This window comes from Lacinutrix sp. (genome assembly GCF_037625555.1).
Taxonomy (GTDB): domain Bacteria; phylum Bacteroidota; class Bacteroidia; order Flavobacteriales; family Flavobacteriaceae; genus Lacinutrix.
Genome location: NZ_JASJHV010000008.1, coordinates 1 through 20,877 on the forward strand (window position 1 = coordinate 1; position 20,877 = coordinate 20,877).

The following is a 20,877-nucleotide window of genomic DNA, read 5'->3' on the forward strand; positions in this document are numbered from 1 at the left end:
TTTTTTTTGACATAACTAACTACTTTTTATTCTAATTCAAAACTTTAATTTGTTCAATTTCTAAATCGAACTTATATAAAAACTTTTTACCTAATTTATTAACTCTATTATATCTAAATATAAACATACAATTCCAAACAATTTCTTCTATATAATAAAAATGACGATATCGTAATGTAATTTTGTTTTAATGTCTTGTGGTGACTCTTGTTTTATTGTTTTGGGGGATACATTTGTAAACCACTAATTTTATTATTATCATCTAAAAGAAAGAATGCTTCTCCAACTCCGTTTTCGAAACTTACTTTATAACTATGTCCTGTTCTAATAATTTCTTTTAATTCTACTGCTTTTATTTTCCCTAAGGCTTCAGCATTTATATTTGTTTTAAAGAATAATTTTGTTTTTTCTAAAGTTAATATCTTTTGAAAATTAGTATTTAACATATTATAAATACCTTCAAAATCACCATTGTTATAGTTTTCTTGAAAACTTGAAACCGCTTCTTTATAATTTGCTTTTTCTGTTTGTGCAAAGCTTAATGAAAAACTTAAAATTGCAACTACTAATAAAAATGTTCTTTTCATAATATTTAATTTTAATGGTTTAACGCTGATTGTTCTTGGTCTTATCGAACACAAAATCAATAACCTCTTTATGTCGTTTTTTAGATCTTACAGAACTACCAGCTGCAGGTGCTCCATAAGGTCTTCTGCTTGCTGCTCTAAATGTTTTTGCTTCATCTAAATGCATTAACATATGGCTGTATGCTCCCATATTTCTTGGCTCTTCTTGAGCCCAAACAACATCGTCTGCATTTTTATATTTACTTATTGTATTTCTAATATCTTCTATTGGTAATGGAAATAGTTGTTCTACTCTTACTAAAGCAACATCTCCTCTTCCTAAGTTTTCTTGTTCTTCTAATAAATCGTAATAAAATTTACCAGTTACAAAAACTAACGTTTTTACTTTGTCTGCCTTTGCCTTTTCATCATCTATTAACATTTTAAAACTTCCATTCGCTATTTCATCTACACTAGAAACAACTAAGGGATGACGTAATAAACTCTTTGGTGTAAAGACAATTAACGGCTTTCTAAAATTAGCTTTCATTTGTTTACGTAACAAATGATACATATTTGCTGGTGTTGTACAATCTACAACAAACATATTATCTTTTGCACACAGTTGTAAATAACGTTCCATTCTAGCTGAAGAGTGTTCTGCTCCTTGGTCTTCATAACCATGAGGCAATAACATTACTAAACCATTTTGTAGTTTCCATTTATCTTCTGCTGCAGAGATATATTGGTCTAACATAATTTGTGCACCATTACTAAAATCTCCAAATTGTGCTTCCCAAATAGTTAATGTTTTTGGGCTTGCCATTGCATAACCATAATCGAAACCTACTACTCCATATTCTGATAATAAAGAGTTATAAATAAAGAATTTTCCTTGAGTATCACTTAAATTATTGTGAAGGATGATTTCTTCTTCACTGTCTTCTACTTTTACAACGGCATGTCTATGCGAGAAAGTTCCTCTTTCTACATCTTGACCAGAAATTCTAACATCATAGCCTTCTTCTAAAAGCGAAGCATAAGCTAAATGCTCTGCCATAGCCCAATCTAATCTGTCTTCGTCAAACATTGTTTGTCTAGATTCTATAAGACGGGATATTTTTCTAATAAACTTTTTATCCTTTGGAAGGCTAGACAGTACTTTCGTGATTTTTGTCAATTCTTCTTTAGAATATGAAGTATCTAGAGGCTGCATCATACCATCTTCTTCAGCAGTAGAGTAGTTTACCCACTCATTACTCATAAATGGTGTAATCTCTGTCTTCTTTATTTTACGAGAATCGACTAATTTTTCTTCTAAAGCATTTTTATAGTCTTCTTCTAATTTTGAAACATATGTATTATCAATAACACCTTCTTCAATTAGTTTTGCTGCGTAAATATCTCTAGGATTTTTATGCTTTGAGATTGCTTTGTATAATAGAGGCTGTGTAAATTTTGGTTCATCTCCTTCATTATGTCCATATTTTCTATATCCTAACAAATCAATAAAAACATCTCGCTTATATCTCATTCTAAAATGAAGTGCAAATAATACTGCATGAACTACTGCTTCTACATCATCTGCATTTACATGAAGTACTGGTGACAATGTTACTTTTGCAACATCTGTACAATAAGTACTTGATCTTGCATCTAAATAATTGGTGGTAAAACCTATTTGATTATTTACTACTATATGAATGGTACCGTTAGTTTTATAACCATCTAATTGAGCCATTTGTACAATTTCGTACACTAAACCTTGTCCAGCAATTGCTGCATCTCCATGAACTACTATTGGTAATACTTGAGATGGATTTTCTGGGTATTTATCGTCTTGCTTTGCTCTTGTTATTCCTTCTACTACTGCTCCTACAGTTTCTAAGTGAGAAGGGTTTGGAGCAATATTTAAGTTTATTTTTTTTCCTGCATCTGTTATTCGATCGCTTGTCCAACCTAAATGGTACTTTACATCACCATCAAAAACCTCTAGCTCGTAATCTTTACCATCAAACTCACTAAATATATCTTTAGCAGATTTACCAAAAATATTTGTTAATGTACTTAAACGACCACGATGTGCCATTCCCATTACAAATTCTTTTACATCATACTCTGATGCTTTTTCAATTAAAGCATCTAAAGCCGGAATTAAAGATTCTCCTCCTTCTAGAGAAAAACGCTTTTGGCCTACATACTTAGTATGTAAAAAGCTTTCAAAAGAAACAGCTTCATTAAGCTTTTTAAGAATATGTTTTTTTTCTTCTGAAGAAAAACTAGGTTGGTTATCGTTTTGGTTTAGTTTGTTTTGTATCCATTGCATGCGCTCTGGATCTCTAATATACATATATTCAACACCTATAGAATCACAATAAATGGCTTCTAGATGTTTACGTATCTCACGAAGAGTTTGTGCTCCTATACTTAAAATATCTCCTGCATTAAAAACAGTATCTAAGTCAGTTTCAGACAACCCAAAATTTTCAATTTCTAGTGTTGGTGAATATTTACGTCTTGCACGAACTGGATTTGTTTTGGTAAAAAGGTGACCTCTGGTTCTATAACCATCTATTAATTTAACAACCTGAAATTCTTTTTGAACATGCTCTGGAATTTGCGTAGAAACACCTTCTACAATGTCTCCATCCATGCCATAGTTTTCACTACCAAAGTCGTAACCCTGAAAAAAGGCTCTCCAACTTGGTTCTACAGAATCAGGATTTTCTATGTATTGTTCGTATAAATCAGCAAAGTATGCTGTATGTGCTGCGTTTAAAAAGGAATATTTATCCATTATTAAGTATAAGACGTGTTCGCTTCAACAAATTTTATCAAAAATACAACTTTCTCTAAAAATAGCTATACTTTTCTTATATTTATGTCTTTCTTAACAGCCTATTTTATTAGACTATGCATTTAAAATCTCTACAAGGAAACGCTTTAGGATTAGGAAATGTTGGCGGTTTTGCTACTGACAGCTATTGGAGTTCTTCGGAGCACGCTATCTGCACTGCGTGGCTAGAGGATTTAGGAGATGGTTGGCAACAAAGTTTCAATAAGAACGTCTCGATCAATGTTCGGGCTGTTCGGGCTTTTTAACTATTTATCTATTTTAATTGTTATTGGTACTTTGCAGCGTAGCGGTAATTTTTTTAAAAATGGAGGGCCTTGCCCTCCATTTTATATTTAAATGACATAGTATGGCACTTTATTATGATTTACCCGTTTTTTAAAGACGTGTACAAACTCACTTTATTAATTTATAGCTTAACCAAAGACTTTTCCAAAGAATACAAATACACTTTGGGGCAAGATTTAAAGAGAGATGTCATAGTGCTAATGCGGAGTATTTACAGAGCTAATAAAGCGCAAAACAAGAAAATCCGCGAGGATTTTTGCAAGTAAGCTAAAACCAGCAATTTTTTTTACACGGCTTAAGTTTACAATTCATTAAATTTAAGGATAAATCAGAAAAGACAAAAGAGAGCAATAAGATTAGTATACACGGTAAATAATTTAATAAACCAACTCAATGAAAACAACTAAAAACACCTAGAGCAAATATTAAAATAAATAGTATTGTTGATTTTTTCATGATAATTATACAATAGCAGATACCGATTTAAATAAACTAATAAATGGAAAATCAGTGTATAAAGATAAAGCCTTGTGGTTCTAAGCATTAAGTAGGTTGAAACAACGAAATATTGATGCTACAATAGTGCTACTAAAACAAATTCCTGAAGATTCAGACGACTATAAAGAAGCACAGAAACTTTTAAATAAGTTAGAGTAAGCTTCATCTTTATATTTAAAAATATAAAACATTTAATTATTGTATTAAAAGTCATCTTTAAACCGATGACTTTTTTATTTTTACAACATGATTATTACAGACACACATACACATCTTTACAGTGAAGCCTTTGATGAAGATAGAGCAGAAATGATGCAACGCACACTAAATGCTAACATAATTAGGCTATTTATACCAGCAATAGATTCTACTTACACAGCATCTATGTTACAGTTAGAGAAAGAGTATCCAGACAATGTTTTTTTAATGATGGGTTTGCACCCAACTCATGTAAAAGAGGATTTTAAAGACGAGTTAGCTCATGTAGAAGAAATGCTTAACAAACATAAATTCTATGCAGTTGGAGAAATAGGTATAGATTTATATTGGGATAAAACGACTTTGCCAATACAGCAAGAAGCCTTTAGGTTTCAAATACAACTAGCAAAAAAACATAAATTACCAATTGTAATACATTGTAGAGAAGCCTTCGATGAGATTTTTAAAATATTAGAAGAAGAAAAAAGTGATGACCTTTATGGGATATTTCATTGTTTCACAGGAACTTTACAACAAGCACATCAAGCCATCTCTTATAACATGAAATTAGGAATTGGTGGTGTAGCAACTTTTAAAAATGGAAAAATAGATCAGTTTTTAAATGAAATTGATTTAAAACACATTGTTCTAGAAACCGATTCTCCTTATTTAGCACCAAAACCTTTTAGAGGAAAAAGAAATGAAAGCAGCTACATACTAAAGGTTGTAGAAAAGCTTTCGGAAATCTATAATACTTCCGAAGAAAAGATTGCCGATATTACAACAGAGAATTCTAAAGCGGTTTTTGGAATCTAGCAAAGAGTAAGCGCTTAATTATGACAAAAACAATCCCAAACATACTCCTTATATATACTGGTGGAACTATTGGTATGATAAAAGATTCAGAAACAGGAGCCTTACGTGCATTTGATTTCGATAATTTATTAGTTAGAATACCAGAGCTAAAATTATTAGATTGTAATATTGAAACATTTTCATTTAAAACACCCATAGATTCTAGTAATATGGAACCTAAATATTGGGTGGAAATAGCAGAAGTCATAGAAAGTAACTACAATGCTTTTGATGGTTTTGTGGTTTTACATGGTAGCGATACTATGAGTTATACAGCCTCTGCACTTAGCTTTATGTTAGAGTATTTAGCAAAACCAGTAGTCTTTACAGGATCGCAATTGCCAATTGGAGATTTACGCACAGATGCTAAAGAAAACTTAATTACTTCTATTCAAGTAGCATCTTTACAACATTATAACAAACCAATAATTAAAGAAGTCTGTTTGTATTTTGAGTATAAATTATACAGAGCAAATAGAACAACAAAAATTAATGCAGAACATTTTGAAGCTTTTGCAAGTTTAAACTACCCAGATTTAGCAGAATCTGGTGTGCATTTAAAGGTAAATAACGATGCTTTGTTTAAGCCAAATGCGAGAAAAAATTTACTAGTTCATAAAGATTTAGATAAAAATATTGCCTTAATAAAATTATTTCCTGGTATTTCGGAACAGTTGTTGATGTCTGTATTGAATACTCCAAAACTTAAAGGAGTAATTATTGAAACCTATGGTGCAGGAAACTGCTCAACCGAAGATTGGTTTATTTCATTATTAAAAGAAACCATAAAAAAAGGAATACACATTATTAATATAACACAATGTTCTGGAGGAAGTGTGATGATGGGACAATATGAAACAAGTGAAAAACTAAAAAAAATAGGTTTAATTTCTGGAAAAGACATCACAACCGAAGCTGCAATTTGTAAATTAATGTATTTATTAGGACAAAATATTTCTCCTAACTTGTTTAAAACTATATATGAAACTGCTTTAAGAGGAGAAATGACTTAAAATTAACAGTCAAAAATTTGAGCCTTAAACTTTTTTTCATTTTATTTGAAGATGGAAATTAATATAACTAATAATAGTAGAAGTAAATAAATTTCTACAACCACTGTTATTATTTTATTTTTTAATTCCATTTTTTATATCTTTAAGACTTTAACTAATTAATAAAAATTAAGAACAAAACAAATGAAAAGATTATTTTCTATCCTAGCCATAGTATTTTTAATGGCATTTGGCACAGCTAATGCAACAACAAACGCAGCAACAGTTGCGACTACAGTTGCTACAACTCAAGAGGCGGCAACTACAGATGATGCAGCAGAAGAAGACTTAACTTTCCATCAAGAGCTTAAAAAGCGTTTTATTGAAGGTGGTCCAGGTTTCATGGGAATTGTATTATTATGTTTAATTCTTGGATTAGCAATTGCTATCGAGAGAATTATCTTTTTAAATTTATCTTCTACAAATACTAAGAAGTTAACTCAAAATGTTGAAGACGCACTACAATCAGGTGGTATAGAAGCAGCAAAAGAAGTATGTAGAAACACAAAAGGTCCTGTAGCATCTATTTTCTATCAAGGTTTAGATAGAGCAGACGACAGCTTAGAATCTGCTGAGAAAGCTGTTGTAGCTTATGGTGGAGTTCAAATGGGACAATTAGAAAAAAACGTATCTTGGATATCATTATTTATCGCATTAGCACCAATGTTAGGGTTTATGGGAACAGTAATAGGTATGATTCAAGCCTTCGATAAAATTCAATCTGCAGGTGGAATGGATGCAACGTTAGTAGCAGGTGGTATTAAAGTTGCCTTATTAACAACTGTATTTGGTCTTATTGTAGCAATTATATTACAAGTTTTCTATAATTATATTGTAGCAAAAATTGATAGCATAGTGAATGACATGGAAGATTCTTCTATCACTTTAATGGATATGTTATCGAGATATAAAAAATAAGCTATTAACTAATTTTAAAAAACATAAAAATTATGCATAAAATTTTAAAAATAGTAGTAGCAATACTTAGTTTAGTAGGTATTATTGGACTTGTTCGTATTATAATGACAGGTGAAAAAGAAGCGAAAGATATTATTTCTTCAGGTGAAGGCGTTTTATTTGAGACGATGTCTTCAATAGCGTACATAATATTAATATTAGCAATTATAATAGTAGTCTTCTTTGTAATTACCAATTTGTTTAGTGGTGGTGGAAACATTAAAAACACATTAATAGGTGTAGGTGCTTTTGCTGCTATATTAATTATTGGTTACCTTGTTTCTGGAGGAGATCCTTTAGTAGGTCAAGAATTTCCAGAGATGGGTAAGGTATATGCTTACGATGATGTATTTGCTACAGAAGGTGAGTCTAGACTTGTAGGAGGTGGTTTAATATCATTTTACATATTAAGTTTTGTTGCTATTTTAGCAATGCTATTTTCAGGAGTTAAAAAAATAATTAAATAATTATGGCAAAAAGATCAGCACCAGAAGTTAATGCAGGCTCTATGGCTGACATTGCCTTCTTATTACTTATATTCTTTCTAGTAACTACAGATATTGCAACAGATTCTGGTTTAAGTAGAAAGTTACCGCCTTGGGAGCCAGACGATAAAGAAGAGAAAGTACAGATTAAGGAAAAAAATATTTTTGCACTTACTTTAAATAGTAATAATCAAATACTTTTAACAGCAAAAGGAGACTCTGAAGTTATCGCAATTAAAGATTTAAGAGCACGTGCTTTTCAATTTTTAGATAATGGTGGTGGACAAGGTGAAGATGCTTGTAAAAGATGTAAAGGGAATAGAGATCCTAAATCATCAGATAATTTTAAAAAAGCCGTTATTTCTTTAGCTAACGATAGGTTAACAGATTATAAAACCTATATAACTGTTCAGAATGAGATTATTGCAGCTTATAACGATATCAGAAATCGTGAATTTAAAAAAGATTATCCAAGTCTAGAAATGAACTTTGTTGAAGCAACAGATATGTACCAAGATCCTATTACAGATCCTAAGTTAAAGGAAAGCTTGAAAGAAAAGTTAGAAGCAATTAAAGAAGCTGTACCTCAATTATTTTCTGAAGCAGAAGCAAAAAGAGATTAACAAGTTAACATAAACACTATGTCTAAATTTAAAAAGAAAAAAGATGGAGGTTTACCTCCAATATCAACAGCATCTTTACCAGATATTGTATTTATGCTTCTGTTTTTCTTTATGGTAGCAACAGTAATTAAGGAGGATAATTTAAAAATCCAAAACCAATTACCAAAAGCTAACCAAATTGAAAAATTAGATAAAAAGAAACCTATAAGTTACATATACATTGGAAAACCAAGTTCTAATTATATAGATACTTATGGTACAGAGGACAGAATACAATTAAATGATAAGTTGCAAAGTGTAGAGCAAGTTCAAGCATTTATTGCTGCAGAACGTGCTGCTTTAGCTGAAGAATTAATACCAACACTTACAGTATCTTTAAAAGTAGATAGAGATGCTAAAATGGGAGTATTAACCGATGTTAAACAAGAATTACGTAAAACTAATGCACTTAAAATAAACTACACCACTAAAAAAGGTGATGCAGTTACAAATTAATATTACACTCTTAATTTTTATAAAAAGGCGTTTTGAAATTTCAAAACGCCTTTTATTTGTCTTAAATCTTTGTATTTTATTATCTTGTTACCATTAAAAGTTGATTTTCACATATGAAATATAATATAGTTTTTTTATGTCTTGTTTTCTTCAGCAGCTTTATTTCTGCCCAAGACTTATCTACTTTAGAGACTAAGGATATAGATTCTTTATATAAAGAAGATCAATTTTATTTTGGACTAACCTATAACCTTATTGGTAAAAAGCCAAGCGGTCTATCACAGAGTGGGTTTTCTGGAGGTTTTCATTTTGGCTATACTAAAGACATGCCTATTAATAAAAGAAGAAATAAGGCCATTGGGATAGGTTTAGGTGTTTCTTTAAATTCTTTCAATCAAAACATTCAAATTACTAAAGACCCTAATGGAGTAGAAAGCTTTCAATTAATTAATCAAGATGAAATTTCCTTTACTAAAAACAAGTTTTCAACCTATATGGTAGAAATGCCAATAGAATACAGATGGCGAACTTCTACTGCAGAAAATTATAAGTTTTGGCGTATTTATACAGGATTTAAATTAAGTTATGTTTTTGCAAGTAGCTCTAAATTTGAGGGTACTCCACAAGATGTAAATTTAAAAACTATTGATGCTATAAACAATTTGCAATATGGTTTAACTATTGGAACTGGATATAATACTTGGAATTTTTATCTGTATTACGCTTTAAATCCAATTTTTAACGATTCCGCAAAGATAGGTGGCACAGTAATAGAGGCTAATGCAATTAAGGTTGGCTTGAAGTTTTATATTTTATAGCCAATAAGGTAAGACTAGTAATTGCGGAAACAATCCTATACAAAATCCAAAAAGTAGCTCAATATTAGTGTGCGCATTTAGGTGTAGCCTAGAAGTGGCAATGGCACCTGCAATTAATGCAAACAAAGCTAAAGATCCATTTAAGTTTTTACCAAAATGTAAAGAAATACCAATAGCAAACATAAAAACTCCAGCTATTGCTATCATGTGTATACTTGCTTTAAACTTTAATAGTGCTAAAATTAAACAAACAACTGTGGAAATTAATATTCCAATAAAAAAATAATACAATTCTATTATTTGATTATCTGGTAAAACACGTATTATTATTAACACACATATAATAACGTTTAATGACAATGGTATAACCCGTTCCTTGGTAGTTTTAAGATATATGGATTCTGTTTTGCCAATTGTTTTTAGTAAGTAGTATAAAAGTATTGGTAAAATAATTGTGAGTATTGTAAGCGATATAATTTTAGCCTCCATGACCTCTTTATGTATAAATCTAGGTGACTTAGTGAAATAGAAAATAACGCCTAATAAAGGCATTATAATAGGATGAAACACGAAGGATATACTTTTAAGTAGCCAATTCATTGTTTTTAATCTAAAAGATAAACCTTATAATTCTTTTCTTAATCGTGCTACAGAAATATTCAGTTGCTCACGATATTTAGCAACAGTTCTTCTTGCAATAGGATAGCCTTTTTCTTTTAAAATTTTCGCTAAAGCTTCGTCTGTTAAAGGCTTCTTTTTGTTTTCTTCTTCTATTACAGTTTCAAGAATTTTTTTAATCTCTCTGGTAGACACTTCTTCGCCTTGATCGTTGGTCATAGATTCAGAAAAGAACTCTTTTATTAGTTTTGTACCATAAGGTGTGTCTACATATTTACTATTGGCAACACGCGACACTGTAGAAACATCCATTTCAATTTCGTCTGCAATATCCTTTAAAATCATAGGTCTTAAATTACGCTCGTCACCAGTTAAAAAGTATTCTTTCTGGTAGTGCATAATAGAACTCATGGTTACAAATAAAGTTTGCTGCCTTTGTTGTATAGCTTCAATAAACCATTTTGCAGCATCTAGTTTCTGTTTAATAAACATAACTGCATCTTTTTGAGCTTTAGATTTTTCCTTAGATTCTTTGTAACCTTTAAGCATATTATTATACTCACGAGATACATGTAATTCAGGAGCATTTCTGCCATTTAAAGTTAATTCTAATTCACCATCCACAATTTTAATAGCAAAATCTGGTATAACATGTTCAATCATTCTAGTGTTTCCAGAATAACTGCCTCCAGGTTTTGGGTTTAATCGTTCTATTTCATGAATGGCATCCTTAAGCTGTATTTCGCTAATATTAAACTTTGCCATAAGCTTTTTATAATGCTTTTTTGTGAATTGCTCAAAGGCTTTGTTTATAATATCTGAGGCTAAGGCAACATCTGGTGCTTGTTCTTTTCTAGCAAGTTGTATACTTAAACATTCTTGTAAATTTCTTGCTCCAACTCCTGCAGGATCCAATTGGTGAACTATTTTTAGTACTTTCTCAATTTTATCTTCTTCTGTGTAGACATTTTGCGTAAAGGCCAAATCGTCCATAATATCACTTAGTTCTCTTCTTATGTATCCACTCTCGTCTACGCTTCCTACTAAAAATTCTGCAATATCTCGCTCTTCATCTGTTAAGCGATAAGTATTTAATTGTGTTTTTAAATGTTGAGTAAACGATGTTCCTGAAGCATATGGTATGCTTTTTTCATCATCGTCTGCACTATAATTATTTACACTTGTTCTATAATCTGGAATTTCGTCGTCCTTTAAATAATCATCGACATTAATTTCATCAGGTTCAATAGTTTCATTGTCATTATATTCGTCTTGAGAATTATCCATATCCTCATACTCATCTTCTTTCTCTTCTTTTCCAGTGTCCAGTGCAGGATTTTCTTCTAGTTCTTGCTTTAAACGTTGTTCAAAAGCTTGTGTAGGCAACTGTATCAATTTCATTAATTGAATTTGTTGCGGAGACAATTTCTGCGATAATTTAAACTGTAAATATTGTTTAAGCATAATTTAATTTAAGATTATTACTAAAATAAAAAAAAACAATCTACAATATGGATTTTAGTAGATTGTTTTAATAATTATTAATGCTTTTAAAAATCTGCATTTTGAGGTGTTCTTGGGTAAGGTATTACATCTCTAATGTTACCCATTCCAGTTGCAAACATTACAAGTCTCTCGAATCCTAATCCAAAACCAGAATGCACTGCTGTACCATATTTTCTTAAGTCTAAATACCACCAAAGTTCTTCTTCAGGAATATCTAAAACTCCCATTTTTTCTTTTAATACTTCTAATCGTTCTTCACGTTGGGAGCCACCAACCATTTCTCCAATTCCTGGAAAAAGAATATCCATAGCACGTACTGTTTTTTCGTCTTCGTTTAGACGCATGTAAAAGGCTTTAATATTTGCAGGATAATCGAACAAAATTACAGGACATTTAAAATGTTTTTCTACTAAGAAACGTTCATGTTCAGACTGTAAGTCGGCTCCCCATTCTTCAATAATGTAATTAAATTTTTTCTTCTTATTTGGTTTAGAGTTTTTAAGAATATCTATAGCTTCAGTATAACTAATGCGCTTAAAGTTGTTTTCTGTTACAAATTTTAATTTTTCAATTAATGATAACTCACTACGTTCAGCTTGAGGTTTTGTTTTCTCTTCGTCTAATAAACGTTTGTCTAGGAATTCTAAATCTTCTGCATTATGCTCTAAAACATAAGAGATTACAGATTTTAAAAAGTCTTCTGCTAAATCCATATTTCCTGCTAAATCCATGAAGGCTACTTCTGGTTCAATCATCCAAAATTCTGATAAATGACGAGACGTGTTAGAGTTTTCTGCTCTAAACGTTGGTCCAAACGTATAAACTTTACCTAAAGACATGGCATAGGTTTCTGCTTCTAATTGACCAGAAACAGTAAGGTTTGTGTCTTTTCCAAAGAAATTTTTAGAATGGTCTATAGCACCATCATCTGTTAAAGGTGGATTTTTTTGGTTTAAAGTACTAACACGAAACATCTCACCAGCACCTTCTGCATCACTACCAGTAATTATTGGTGTATGCATGTGGTAAAAACCATTATCTTTAAAATACTTATGTACTGCAAAGGATAAGGCAGAACTTAAACGCATAACTGCGCTAAAAGTGTTTGTTCTTGTGCGTAAATGAGCGTTTTCTCTTAAAAACTCGAAGGAGTGTTTTTTAGGTTGAATAGGATACGTTTCTGGATCGCTTTCACCTAAAATTTCAATAGACGATACAACAATTTCAACGTTTTGACCTTTACCTTGACTTTCTACTAATTCTCCTTTAATATGAACAGCAGCACCAGTTGTAATGTGCTTTAAAGTTTCTTCAGAAGTGTTTTCGAAATCAACAACACATTGTATATTATTAAGAGTAGAACCATCATTTAAGGCAATAAATCTATTGGCTCTAAATGTGCGAACCCATCCTTTAACCTCTACTTCTTGTAGTGTTGTTTCTTTTAATAATTGTGCAATTGTTATTGTTGTCATTTTTGTATTTATTAGATGGCAAATATAATTTTTTACTTCCTTTTTTTATTCTGAATCTTCTGAAATTTCTTCAGTATCGTTTTCAATAGGAATAATGTTAATAGAAGGTTTTTTTAAGATTTCTTTATTAGCAATACTACGTTCAAGTGATAGAAGTAAAGAAGGTAATAGTAATAGGTTTGATAGCATTGCAAATAATAGTGTTACAGATACTAATGCACCTAGTGCTACTGTACCACCAAAACTAGAAATAGTAAATACCGAAAAACCAAAGAATAAAACAATTGAAGTATAAAACATACTAACTCCTGTTTCTCTTAATGCTGAATAAACAGATTTTTTAATTCTCCAGTTATTAGCCAATAATTCTTGTCTGTATTTTGCCAGAAAGTGTATAGTATCGTCTACAGATATTCCAAAGGCTATACTAAATACTAATATGGTAGATGGTTTAATTGGGACACTTAAATAGCCCATTAAACCAGCAGTGACTACTAATGGTAGTAAATTTGGAATAAGCGAAACAATGATCATTCTAAAAGAACGAAACATATAAGCCATAAATAATGAAATAAGAAAAATGGCTAAAGACAGTGACAAAGCTAAATTATTAACTAGATATTTTGTACCTTTTTGAAACACTAATGCTTTTCCTGTTATAGTAACATTGTATTTTTCTTTTGGAAAAACTTTGTCAATTTTTTTTATTAAATCCTCTTCAATACGTTCCATTCTATCTGTACCAATATCTTTCATAAATGTGGTGATACGTGCATACTGTCCTGTGGAATCTGTAAAATTATTCAATAAATTGCCTTCTGAAAAAGAGTTTTTAGTATATTTAGCAATTAATCCTCTTTCAAGTTCAGATGATGGTAATTGATAGTATTTAGGTGTGCCATTATAGAAAGCTTGCTTAGAATATTTAACTAAGCTAACCACAGAAATTGGCCGTGATAATTCTGGAGTTTCTATAATTAAATCTTCTAGTTGATCCATGCGTTTTAAGGTAGCAGGTTTCATAACACCTCTTTTGCGCTTAGTATCCACCATTATTTCTACTGGCATAATACCATTGAATTCTTCTTCAAAAAATCTAATGTCGCTAAAAAACTCAGCGTTTTTAGGCATATCTTCTATTAAACTACCAGAGATTTTAATCTTATAAATACCAATAATACAAATAATTAACAAACCCAAAGAAGTAACATAAATAGCAATACGTTTTTCTTTTACCATGCGTACTGTCCAATCTACAAAGCCACCAATCCAACGTTTATTTAAATGTTCTAAATGGCGATCTTTTGGGTAAGGTAAAAAAGTATAAATTATTGGAATTATTAATAAGCACAAAATAAAAATAGCAAGAATACTAAGAGATGCAACGACTCCAAATTCTTTTAGTAATTTACTTTCGGTAATTATAAAAGTTGCAAAACCAGAGGCTGTTGTAACATTAGTCATTAAAGTAGCATTACCAACCTTTGTAATAACACGTTGCAAAGACTTTACTTTATTACCATGTAATTTTACTTCGTGCTGATATTTATTAATTAAGAAAATACAATTAGGAATCCCAATAACAATTATTAAAGGCGGAATTAAAGCTGTTAATACAGTAATCTCATATCTTAAAAGACCAAGTATTCCTAAAGTCCACATGACACCAACACAAACCACTATTAAAGAGATAAAAGTAGCACGAAAAGACCTAAAAAAGAGAAAGAAAATAAGTGATGTAATTGCCAAAGCTGCTAAAACAAATAGTCCTATCTCATCTACAATGTTTTGCGCATTTAAAGTTCTAATATATGGCATACCAGAAACGTGAACATCTAGATTATATGTATCTTCAAAAACTTTAACTTTATCCATTAAAGTTTTAACAACAAACTCTTTTCTTGCAGGTGTGTTTACAATTTCCTTTTTTAGATATATAGCAGTTCTTACGGTTTTAGTTTCTTTATTAAACAGAAAATTATCGTAAAAAGGATATTTATTAAAAAGCTCTACTTGAAGAGTTTTTATTTCGGCTAGAGTCTTAACAGAGTCTTTAATAAAAGGCTCTAGGTTGAACCTTTGTTCTTCGTTGTTTTTTACTAGTTTCTGTAGGTCTTTTATAGAAACTACAGATTCTACTTCGTTTGCAGCTCTAAAATCATCAGAAAGCGCATTCCATGCGTTAAGTTTATTAACTGTAAAAAGTGTTGTGTCTTTTACTCCTAAAACAATTAAATTTCCTTCTTCTCCAAAGATGTCGAGAAAGTTATTATACTCAATATTTATTTCGTGATCATCTGGAAGTAAATTAGCTTCAGTATAAGTAAAACGCATGTATTGCCACTGCGTACTTAATAAAAGAGTAATAAGTATAATGCCTAGAAGTATACCAATTTTATTTCGTAAAATTAGCCTAGCTACTCTGTCCCAAAACTTCGATTTTTTTTGTTTCGCCATATTACTTTAAAAGGAGATTCAAAGGTATGGAAAACCTAAAGATTTTACGAAATAAAACAAAATTATAATGTAATATTGAAAGTGAATTTAAGTGCAATATTATCTTCTTCTCTCGGAAGGTGATATGCACCATAGCGATAGGTGAAACTTAAACCGAATCCTAATAACAATTTATTGATTTCGAAACCGGATTCTGTATAGCCATGTTTTAATGTTCCAAAGCTTACATTTTGATGTCTAGATATGTTATTCATATTACCAAAAGCATAACGAGATACTAATACTAATTGTGGATTAAAATGCTTAGAAATATGAAATGGTTTTACATAATGTTTCATAATTAATGTTGCAAACCTATCTGAAAAGAACTCGTTAAAATACATGGTTTCAAAACTATTAATACCAGCAACACTAAAACGTTGTAAAATGGTTTCTTTATTTATATTATTAGGGTATGAGTGGTATAAGTGAGTTAAAGGTGTGTCTCCATGTGCTAGACCAGCAGAAAAAGTACCAATAGTATGAGAGTCTTTATTATGAGTAATTTTATGAATGGTTCTAAAATCTAACTTCGAGAAGTTAAAATCTGCATTTAAAACATCCTTAAAGCTTTTACTGTATTGCATTGTGAATTTTGGGTATCCATCTTCTGTGTTTTTTGTTATACCATCTTTTGTTTCATATTCATTAAATGGATTCCATTGCACAGATACTTTGGCTACTGTTGTTTCAAAAGCGCCATAAGAGGTATTATCTAAAACATAATCGTAATCGTAAGTTGGTCTAATATTACTAATGGAAACCTCAGTTTCTGTAATTAGTTTCGGGTTTATTTCGTGTTCAATAGAAACTGCAGAGGTGATGTGTTTGTGAAACAAATCGATATTCAATAAACGAGGTTCAAAAAACGAAAAGAATCGACCATCTGTTAAAAAATTAGAGCTTCCAGTCTCCATTAAATCATCAATGTAAGAGATGTTAATCCAAGTTTTGGTTTCTGGATTTAATCTAAAACCACCACCAATTTTATATTTAAACTTATGGTCTTTAAAACCGTAAACACCATAAGAATCTATTCTAAAGGTCTTAGAAAAGGCGTCGTTTGTTACACCTCCTAAACCAGTTCTAAAACCTTCATATTGATTGAATTTAATCAAATAGCGTAGGTCAAAATTCCAAATTTTGGTTGGAAAGAAACCATTACCTATTTGCTTTAAAAGCACACTAGACTCTAACGAGTCTTTAGGTTTTTCTATTTCTTTTTCGGGTGTTTGAGCTGCTATTGTAGTAACACAAAAAAAGAATAGAATATAAATCCAGAGTTTATGCATAAATTATTTTAATAGTATTAGAAAGTACGCTTTTAATATTAGTTCTATAACCTATTTCTTTAAGTACAATTTTACCTTTTTTATTAATTACAATACTTGTTGGATAACTTTGTATGCCATACATATTTATAACATTACTTGCAATGGTGTAGTTAAAATCTGTTTCGTAAAGAAAATTTTCTACAACACCTTTTTTGTTAAACGTTAAAGCTAGAAACACAACATCTTTGTTCTTGTATTCTTTAACAAGTGCATTTAGGGCAGGCATTTCTTGAACACAAGGGCCACATTTTGTAAACCAAAAATTTAAAACAACCACTTTGCCTTTTAATTCTGAAAGCTTAATTGTTTTTCCATTCAAGTCTGTAACAATAAAATCTAAAGCTTTTTCACCAACGGTATAACTTGCTTCAGGATTTTCTTCTATTAGAGTAGGATAATCATCTCTTTTTTTAAATACTACAGATTTTATTTTACCATTAGTGTTAGCATAAAATAAGGGTTGATAATCTGGATTTGCCATTAGTTCCATTTGAGATATTGGTAGAATTTTAACTTGCTCATTAAAAAGCATCACATCTGGAGTAATTACAATTTCCATTGTTTTTAACTGTTCACTAGTTATTAGATGCTGTTTTTTTGGGATGAATTTATATGTGTTTTGCCCAAAACTTAAAAAGCTAAGAAGAATTGCCAAACTAAAAAAAAGTGATTTCATAAACCGTTTTATTTCCAAAAGGTGAAGTTAATTTTTATCTCATAAAAAAAGCGACTATTAAGTCGCTTTTAACTATTTAGACAGTCATTATTTCTTTATCCTTATTTACTAATAGCTCGTCTATTCTTCTTACAGATTTGTCTGTTAAGTTTTGCACATCTGCTTCTCCATTTTTCTGAAGATCTTCAGAGGCATCCTCTAGTTTTTTAATTTCGTTATTTGCATCTTTTCTTGCGTTTCTAACACCAATCTTAGCATCTTCTGCTTCAGCTTTGGCTTGTTTTGCAAGTTCACGTCTGCGCTCCTCTGTTAATGGTGGTACATTTATTATAAGCTGTTCGCCATTATTCATTGGGTTAAAACCTAGATTTGCAATTTGGATTGCTTTTTCAATAGGCTGTATCATTCCTTTTTCCCAAGGTTGTATGGTAATTGTTCTACCATCTGGAGTATTTACGTTTGCTACTTGAGACAAAGGAGTAAGCGAACCATAATAATCTACCATTACGCTTCCTAACATTGCAGGACTGGCTTTACCAGCACGAATATTTAAAAATTGTTTCTTTAAGTGTTCAATAGCATTATCCATAGACTCCTTCGTGCTATCTATTATAAATTGAATGTCTTCGTTCATTGTTGAATTATTTTATTACTATTTAAACTTAATTCAATAATTAAGCCAAAATGAATTTATTTTCTATCACTAAAGTACTCAATTTTAAAAATTGAACAAAATTTTAATGAGATTCCTACTTAGATGAGTATTTGTTATAAACTTACTTGCGTTCCAATGTTTTCTCCACAAACTACTTTCATTAAGTTGCCTCTTGTATTCATATCAAAAACAATTATTGGTAAATCGTTTTCTTGACTTAAAGTAAAAGCTGTTGTATCCATAACTTTTAAACCTTTACGTAATACATCGTCAAAAGTAATATGATCAAATTTTATAGCAGTGCTATCCTTTTCTGGGTCTGCATTGTAAATACCATCTACACGTGTGCCTTTTAAAATAACATCTGCCTCAATTTCTATAGCTCTTAAAACAGCTGCAGAATCTGTTGTAAAATATGGGTTTCCAGTACCTCCTCCAAAAATAACTACTCGTCCTTTCTTTAAATGGCTCATGGCTTTGCGTCTAATAAAAGGCTCTGCAACTTCGTTAATTTTAATAGCAGTTTGTAGTCGTGTTTTTACGTCTGCATCTTCCAGTGCTTGTTGTAAAGCTAAACCGTTAATAACGGTTGCTAACATTCCCATATGGTCACCTTGAACACGATCCATGCCATTCATGGCACCTGCAACACCTCTAAAAATATTTCCACCACCAATAACTATGGCAACTTCTATACCTTTTTCTGTTACAGCTTTAATGTCTTGTGCGTATTCTGCTAGACGTTCTGGGTCAATACCATATTGGCGATTTCCCATTAAGGCTTCACCAGATAGTTTTAGAAGGATTCTTTTGTATTTCATGAGTAAAAATCTAACGATTATAAAATTCCCACTTTTGTGGAAACGTATGTTATGCGAAATTACATAAATTTTTTATTTTTGAAATTATAATGAATGCTGAAATCACAAAACTTTATAATTACAGTTTTAACTGAAACTTATGCATAAAAAAACCACTAGCTCTAAAATTAGAGTAGTGGTTTTTAGTATTGTAAATAAACCTTAATAAGGGTTATTTTTTTTAGGAATTTATTAACCTAAAGACACACGTTTAAAAGCAGTAACTTCAACATCGTTAGATGCTACGTATGCTGCAACAGTTTGCTTATCGTCTTTAATAAACTTCTGGTCTAATAAACATTGTTCTTGATCTAAAGTAGTGTTGTCACTAACAAAACGATCCATTTTTCCTGGTAAAATTTTATCCCAAATTTGCTCTGGTTTTCCTTCTGCTTTTAACTCAGCTTTAGCATCTGCTTCAGCTTGAGCCATAACTTCTGGAGTTAATTGTGCCATAGAAATGTAGCTTGGTACATTTTTTAAGGTTTTACCTAAACGACCTAGTTCAATATTGTCTTTCTCGATAACTGCAATTCTTGCTTCAGTTTCATTTGCTACAAAAGTAGCATCAAAATCTTTATAAGATAAAGATGTTGCTCCCATAGAAGCGACTTGCATTGCTACGTCTTTCCCTACTACTTCGTTTACTTGTGTTAAACCAACTAAAGCTCCAATTTTGTTAATGTGAACGTAAGAACCAACGTAAGGTGCTTCTAATTTCTCGAAAGCATTGATTTCTAATTTCTCTCCTACAACACCAGTTTGCTCAACTAATTTTTCAGCAACTGTCATTCCTCCAAAATCTGCAGCTAAGAATTCTTCTTTTGTATTATGGTTTAATGCGATATCGGCAAATTGTCCAGCTAATGCTAAAAACGATTTATTTTTACCAACAAAATCTGTTTCACATCCTAATACAATAGCAACACCTACTGTGTTAGCATCGTTTATTTTTATTGCAGCAGCACCTTCAGAAGAATCTCTGTCTGCTCTTTTTTCTGCTACTTTTTGTCCTTTTTTACGTAATACATCGATTGCATCATCAAAATCACCTCCAGCTTCCACTAAGGCTTTTTTACAATCCATCATACCTGCACCATGGTGCGCTCATTATTTCGTTATGTATTTTTCATGAAATTTTATGTTTCAACTCTAAAGAGCGTCAATTTATATCAAAAGATAGCGATGACCGTTTTTTAACAGGGGTGTGGAGGAAAATCGGTTTAGTAAAAAATGTTTCTTTTTATATGTATATTAAAAGTACCAGGTCGGATTAACAAGTAAAACCAAGTCATAATCGTTTTAAGGGTGAAAGGGAAACATTTCTTGATTAAAATTGTGTTATATAGAACTGGACAGAACCTGTACACCATTATATTCACCCCTTTTTACTAAATTCCCTCTATAAAGGGTGTAGTGCGCAGATTCTCCGCGGCCCGGTGAAGGGGACACGCCGTGAGCGCACGCTTAAAAGCCTTACTATTATATATTGCTATGCTTTTTCCAAGGGTTTTTGAAACCGTTTTATACGGCTTCATCTGGTTTTGGCTCCTTCTATCTCCAAAACG

Annotated in this window: 18 protein-coding genes; 7 read left to right on the top strand and 11 right to left on the bottom strand. The window is 31.1% G+C overall.

Annotation, left to right across the window (positions count from 1 at the left end):
* Positions 1-212: 212 nt before the first annotated feature.
* Both QNK89_RS00305 and QNK89_RS00310 read right to left on the bottom strand, forming a co-directional pair.
* Positions 213-587 carry a DUF3887 domain-containing protein gene (locus QNK89_RS00305; RefSeq protein ID WP_340168926.1) on the bottom strand — a complete coding sequence of 125 codons (375 nt, stop codon included), beginning with the start codon at positions 585-587 and terminating at the stop codon, positions 213-215.
* A gap of 19 nt (positions 588-606) precedes the next feature.
* Positions 607-3,363 carry a 2-oxoglutarate dehydrogenase E1 component gene (locus QNK89_RS00310; protein ID WP_340168927.1) on the bottom strand — a complete coding sequence of 919 codons (2,757 nt, stop codon included), beginning with the start codon at positions 3,361-3,363 and terminating at the stop codon, positions 607-609.
* A gap of 1,089 nt (positions 3,364-4,452) precedes the next feature.
* Between QNK89_RS00310 and QNK89_RS00315 the strand changes: the two genes are divergently transcribed.
* The 7 genes from QNK89_RS00315 (at position 4,453) to QNK89_RS00345 (ending at position 9,689) form a co-directional block, all read left to right on the top strand.
* Entirely contained in the window at positions 4,453-5,220 is a 768-nt protein-coding gene (locus QNK89_RS00315; RefSeq protein WP_340168928.1) for a TatD family hydrolase, read from the top strand.
* 20 nt (positions 5,221-5,240) lie between these two features.
* Positions 5,241-6,272, top strand: coding sequence for an asparaginase (locus tag QNK89_RS00320; protein WP_340168929.1), 1,032 nt, complete (start codon positions 5,241-5,243; stop codon positions 6,270-6,272).
* A 183-nt stretch (positions 6,273-6,455) separates the two neighbouring features.
* Positions 6,456-7,229, top strand: a complete 774-nt coding sequence (locus QNK89_RS00325; protein WP_340168930.1) for a MotA/TolQ/ExbB proton channel family protein — start codon at positions 6,456-6,458, stop codon at positions 7,227-7,229.
* A gap of 32 nt (positions 7,230-7,261) precedes the next feature.
* Positions 7,262-7,735: a hypothetical protein gene (locus tag QNK89_RS00330; RefSeq protein WP_340168931.1), complete on the top strand. Its 474-nt coding sequence runs from the start codon at positions 7,262-7,264 to the stop codon at positions 7,733-7,735.
* 2 nt (positions 7,736-7,737) lie between these two features.
* Positions 7,738-8,376: a biopolymer transporter ExbD gene (locus QNK89_RS00335; RefSeq protein WP_340168932.1), complete on the top strand. Its 639-nt coding sequence runs from the start codon at positions 7,738-7,740 to the stop codon at positions 8,374-8,376.
* Positions 8,377-8,394: 18 nt separating this feature from the next.
* Positions 8,395-8,871 carry a biopolymer transporter ExbD gene (locus QNK89_RS00340; RefSeq protein ID WP_340168933.1) on the top strand — a complete coding sequence of 159 codons (477 nt, stop codon included), beginning with the start codon at positions 8,395-8,397 and terminating at the stop codon, positions 8,869-8,871.
* 113 nt (positions 8,872-8,984) lie between these two features.
* Complete coding sequence (locus tag QNK89_RS00345; protein ID WP_340168934.1) at positions 8,985-9,689, top strand: porin family protein; 705 nt, start codon at positions 8,985-8,987, stop codon at positions 9,687-9,689.
* Here the strand turns inward: QNK89_RS00345 and QNK89_RS00350 are convergent.
* The 9 genes from QNK89_RS00350 to tsf form a co-directional block, all read right to left on the bottom strand.
* Positions 9,684-10,289, bottom strand: a complete 606-nt coding sequence (locus tag QNK89_RS00350) for a hypothetical protein (RefSeq protein ID WP_340168935.1) — start codon at positions 10,287-10,289, stop codon at positions 9,684-9,686. The two genes, QNK89_RS00345 and QNK89_RS00350, sit on opposite strands and share 6 nt — an antisense overlap.
* A gap of 24 nt (positions 10,290-10,313) precedes the next feature.
* Positions 10,314-11,771 (bottom strand): RNA polymerase factor sigma-54, encoded by a 1,458-nt coding sequence (rpoN, locus tag QNK89_RS00355; protein ID WP_340168936.1) that lies wholly within the window; start codon positions 11,769-11,771, stop codon positions 10,314-10,316.
* Between the two features lie 86 nt (positions 11,772-11,857).
* The gene (asnS, locus tag QNK89_RS00360; protein ID WP_340168937.1) at positions 11,858-13,288 is read right to left on the bottom strand and encodes an asparagine--tRNA ligase; all 1,431 of its coding nucleotides are present in this window, start codon (positions 13,286-13,288) and stop codon (positions 11,858-11,860) included.
* 45 nt (positions 13,289-13,333) lie between these two features.
* Positions 13,334-15,745: an efflux RND transporter permease subunit gene (locus QNK89_RS00365; RefSeq protein WP_340168938.1), complete on the bottom strand. Its 2,412-nt coding sequence runs from the start codon at positions 15,743-15,745 to the stop codon at positions 13,334-13,336.
* 62 nt (positions 15,746-15,807) lie between these two features.
* Positions 15,808-17,076 carry a DUF5686 family protein gene (locus QNK89_RS00370; RefSeq protein WP_340168939.1) on the bottom strand — a complete coding sequence of 423 codons (1,269 nt, stop codon included), beginning with the start codon at positions 17,074-17,076 and terminating at the stop codon, positions 15,808-15,810.
* Positions 17,069-17,794 (bottom strand): TlpA disulfide reductase family protein, encoded by a 726-nt coding sequence (locus tag QNK89_RS00375; protein ID WP_340168940.1) that lies wholly within the window; start codon positions 17,792-17,794, stop codon positions 17,069-17,071. Before QNK89_RS00375 ends, QNK89_RS00370 begins: the two co-directional genes overlap by 8 nt.
* A 76-nt stretch (positions 17,795-17,870) precedes the next feature.
* Positions 17,871-18,428 carry a ribosome recycling factor gene (frr, locus tag QNK89_RS00380; protein ID WP_340168941.1) on the bottom strand — a complete coding sequence of 186 codons (558 nt, stop codon included), beginning with the start codon at positions 18,426-18,428 and terminating at the stop codon, positions 17,871-17,873.
* A 134-nt stretch (positions 18,429-18,562) separates the two neighbouring features.
* Positions 18,563-19,270 (bottom strand): UMP kinase, encoded by a 708-nt coding sequence (gene pyrH, locus QNK89_RS00385; RefSeq protein ID WP_340168942.1) that lies wholly within the window; start codon positions 19,268-19,270, stop codon positions 18,563-18,565.
* A 231-nt stretch (positions 19,271-19,501) separates the two neighbouring features.
* Positions 19,502-20,398 (bottom strand): translation elongation factor Ts, encoded by an 897-nt coding sequence (gene tsf, locus QNK89_RS00390; protein WP_340168943.1) that lies wholly within the window; start codon positions 20,396-20,398, stop codon positions 19,502-19,504.
* Between the last annotated feature and the right edge of the window lie 479 nt (positions 20,399-20,877).

Coding starts and splice junctions, on each gene's coding strand:
- QNK89_RS00305 (WP_340168926.1), bottom strand. CDS start 587: ATGAAAAGAACATTTTTATTAGTAGTTGCAATTTTAAGTTTTTCATTA.
- QNK89_RS00310 (WP_340168927.1), bottom strand. CDS start 3,363: ATGGATAAATATTCCTTTTTAAACGCAGCACATACAGCATACTTTGCT.
- QNK89_RS00315 (WP_340168928.1), top strand. CDS start 4,453: ATGATTATTACAGACACACATACACATCTTTACAGTGAAGCCTTTGAT.
- QNK89_RS00320 (WP_340168929.1), top strand. CDS start 5,241: ATGACAAAAACAATCCCAAACATACTCCTTATATATACTGGTGGAACT.
- QNK89_RS00325 (WP_340168930.1), top strand. CDS start 6,456: ATGAAAAGATTATTTTCTATCCTAGCCATAGTATTTTTAATGGCATTT.
- QNK89_RS00330 (WP_340168931.1), top strand. CDS start 7,262: ATGCATAAAATTTTAAAAATAGTAGTAGCAATACTTAGTTTAGTAGGT.
- QNK89_RS00335 (WP_340168932.1), top strand. CDS start 7,738: ATGGCAAAAAGATCAGCACCAGAAGTTAATGCAGGCTCTATGGCTGAC.
- QNK89_RS00340 (WP_340168933.1), top strand. CDS start 8,395: ATGTCTAAATTTAAAAAGAAAAAAGATGGAGGTTTACCTCCAATATCA.
- QNK89_RS00345 (WP_340168934.1), top strand. CDS start 8,985: ATGAAATATAATATAGTTTTTTTATGTCTTGTTTTCTTCAGCAGCTTT.
- QNK89_RS00350 (WP_340168935.1), bottom strand. CDS start 10,289: ATGAATTGGCTACTTAAAAGTATATCCTTCGTGTTTCATCCTATTATA.
- rpoN (WP_340168936.1), bottom strand. CDS start 11,771: ATGCTTAAACAATATTTACAGTTTAAATTATCGCAGAAATTGTCTCCG.
- asnS (WP_340168937.1), bottom strand. CDS start 13,288: ATGACAACAATAACAATTGCACAATTATTAAAAGAAACAACACTACAA.
- QNK89_RS00365 (WP_340168938.1), bottom strand. CDS start 15,745: ATGGCGAAACAAAAAAAATCGAAGTTTTGGGACAGAGTAGCTAGGCTA.
- QNK89_RS00370 (WP_340168939.1), bottom strand. CDS start 17,076: ATGCATAAACTCTGGATTTATATTCTATTCTTTTTTTGTGTTACTACA.
- QNK89_RS00375 (WP_340168940.1), bottom strand. CDS start 17,794: ATGAAATCACTTTTTTTTAGTTTGGCAATTCTTCTTAGCTTTTTAAGT.
- frr (WP_340168941.1), bottom strand. CDS start 18,428: ATGAACGAAGACATTCAATTTATAATAGATAGCACGAAGGAGTCTATG.
- pyrH (WP_340168942.1), bottom strand. CDS start 19,270: ATGAAATACAAAAGAATCCTTCTAAAACTATCTGGTGAAGCCTTAATG.
- tsf (WP_340168943.1), bottom strand. CDS start 20,398: ATGATGGATTGTAAAAAAGCCTTAGTGGAAGCTGGAGGTGATTTTGAT.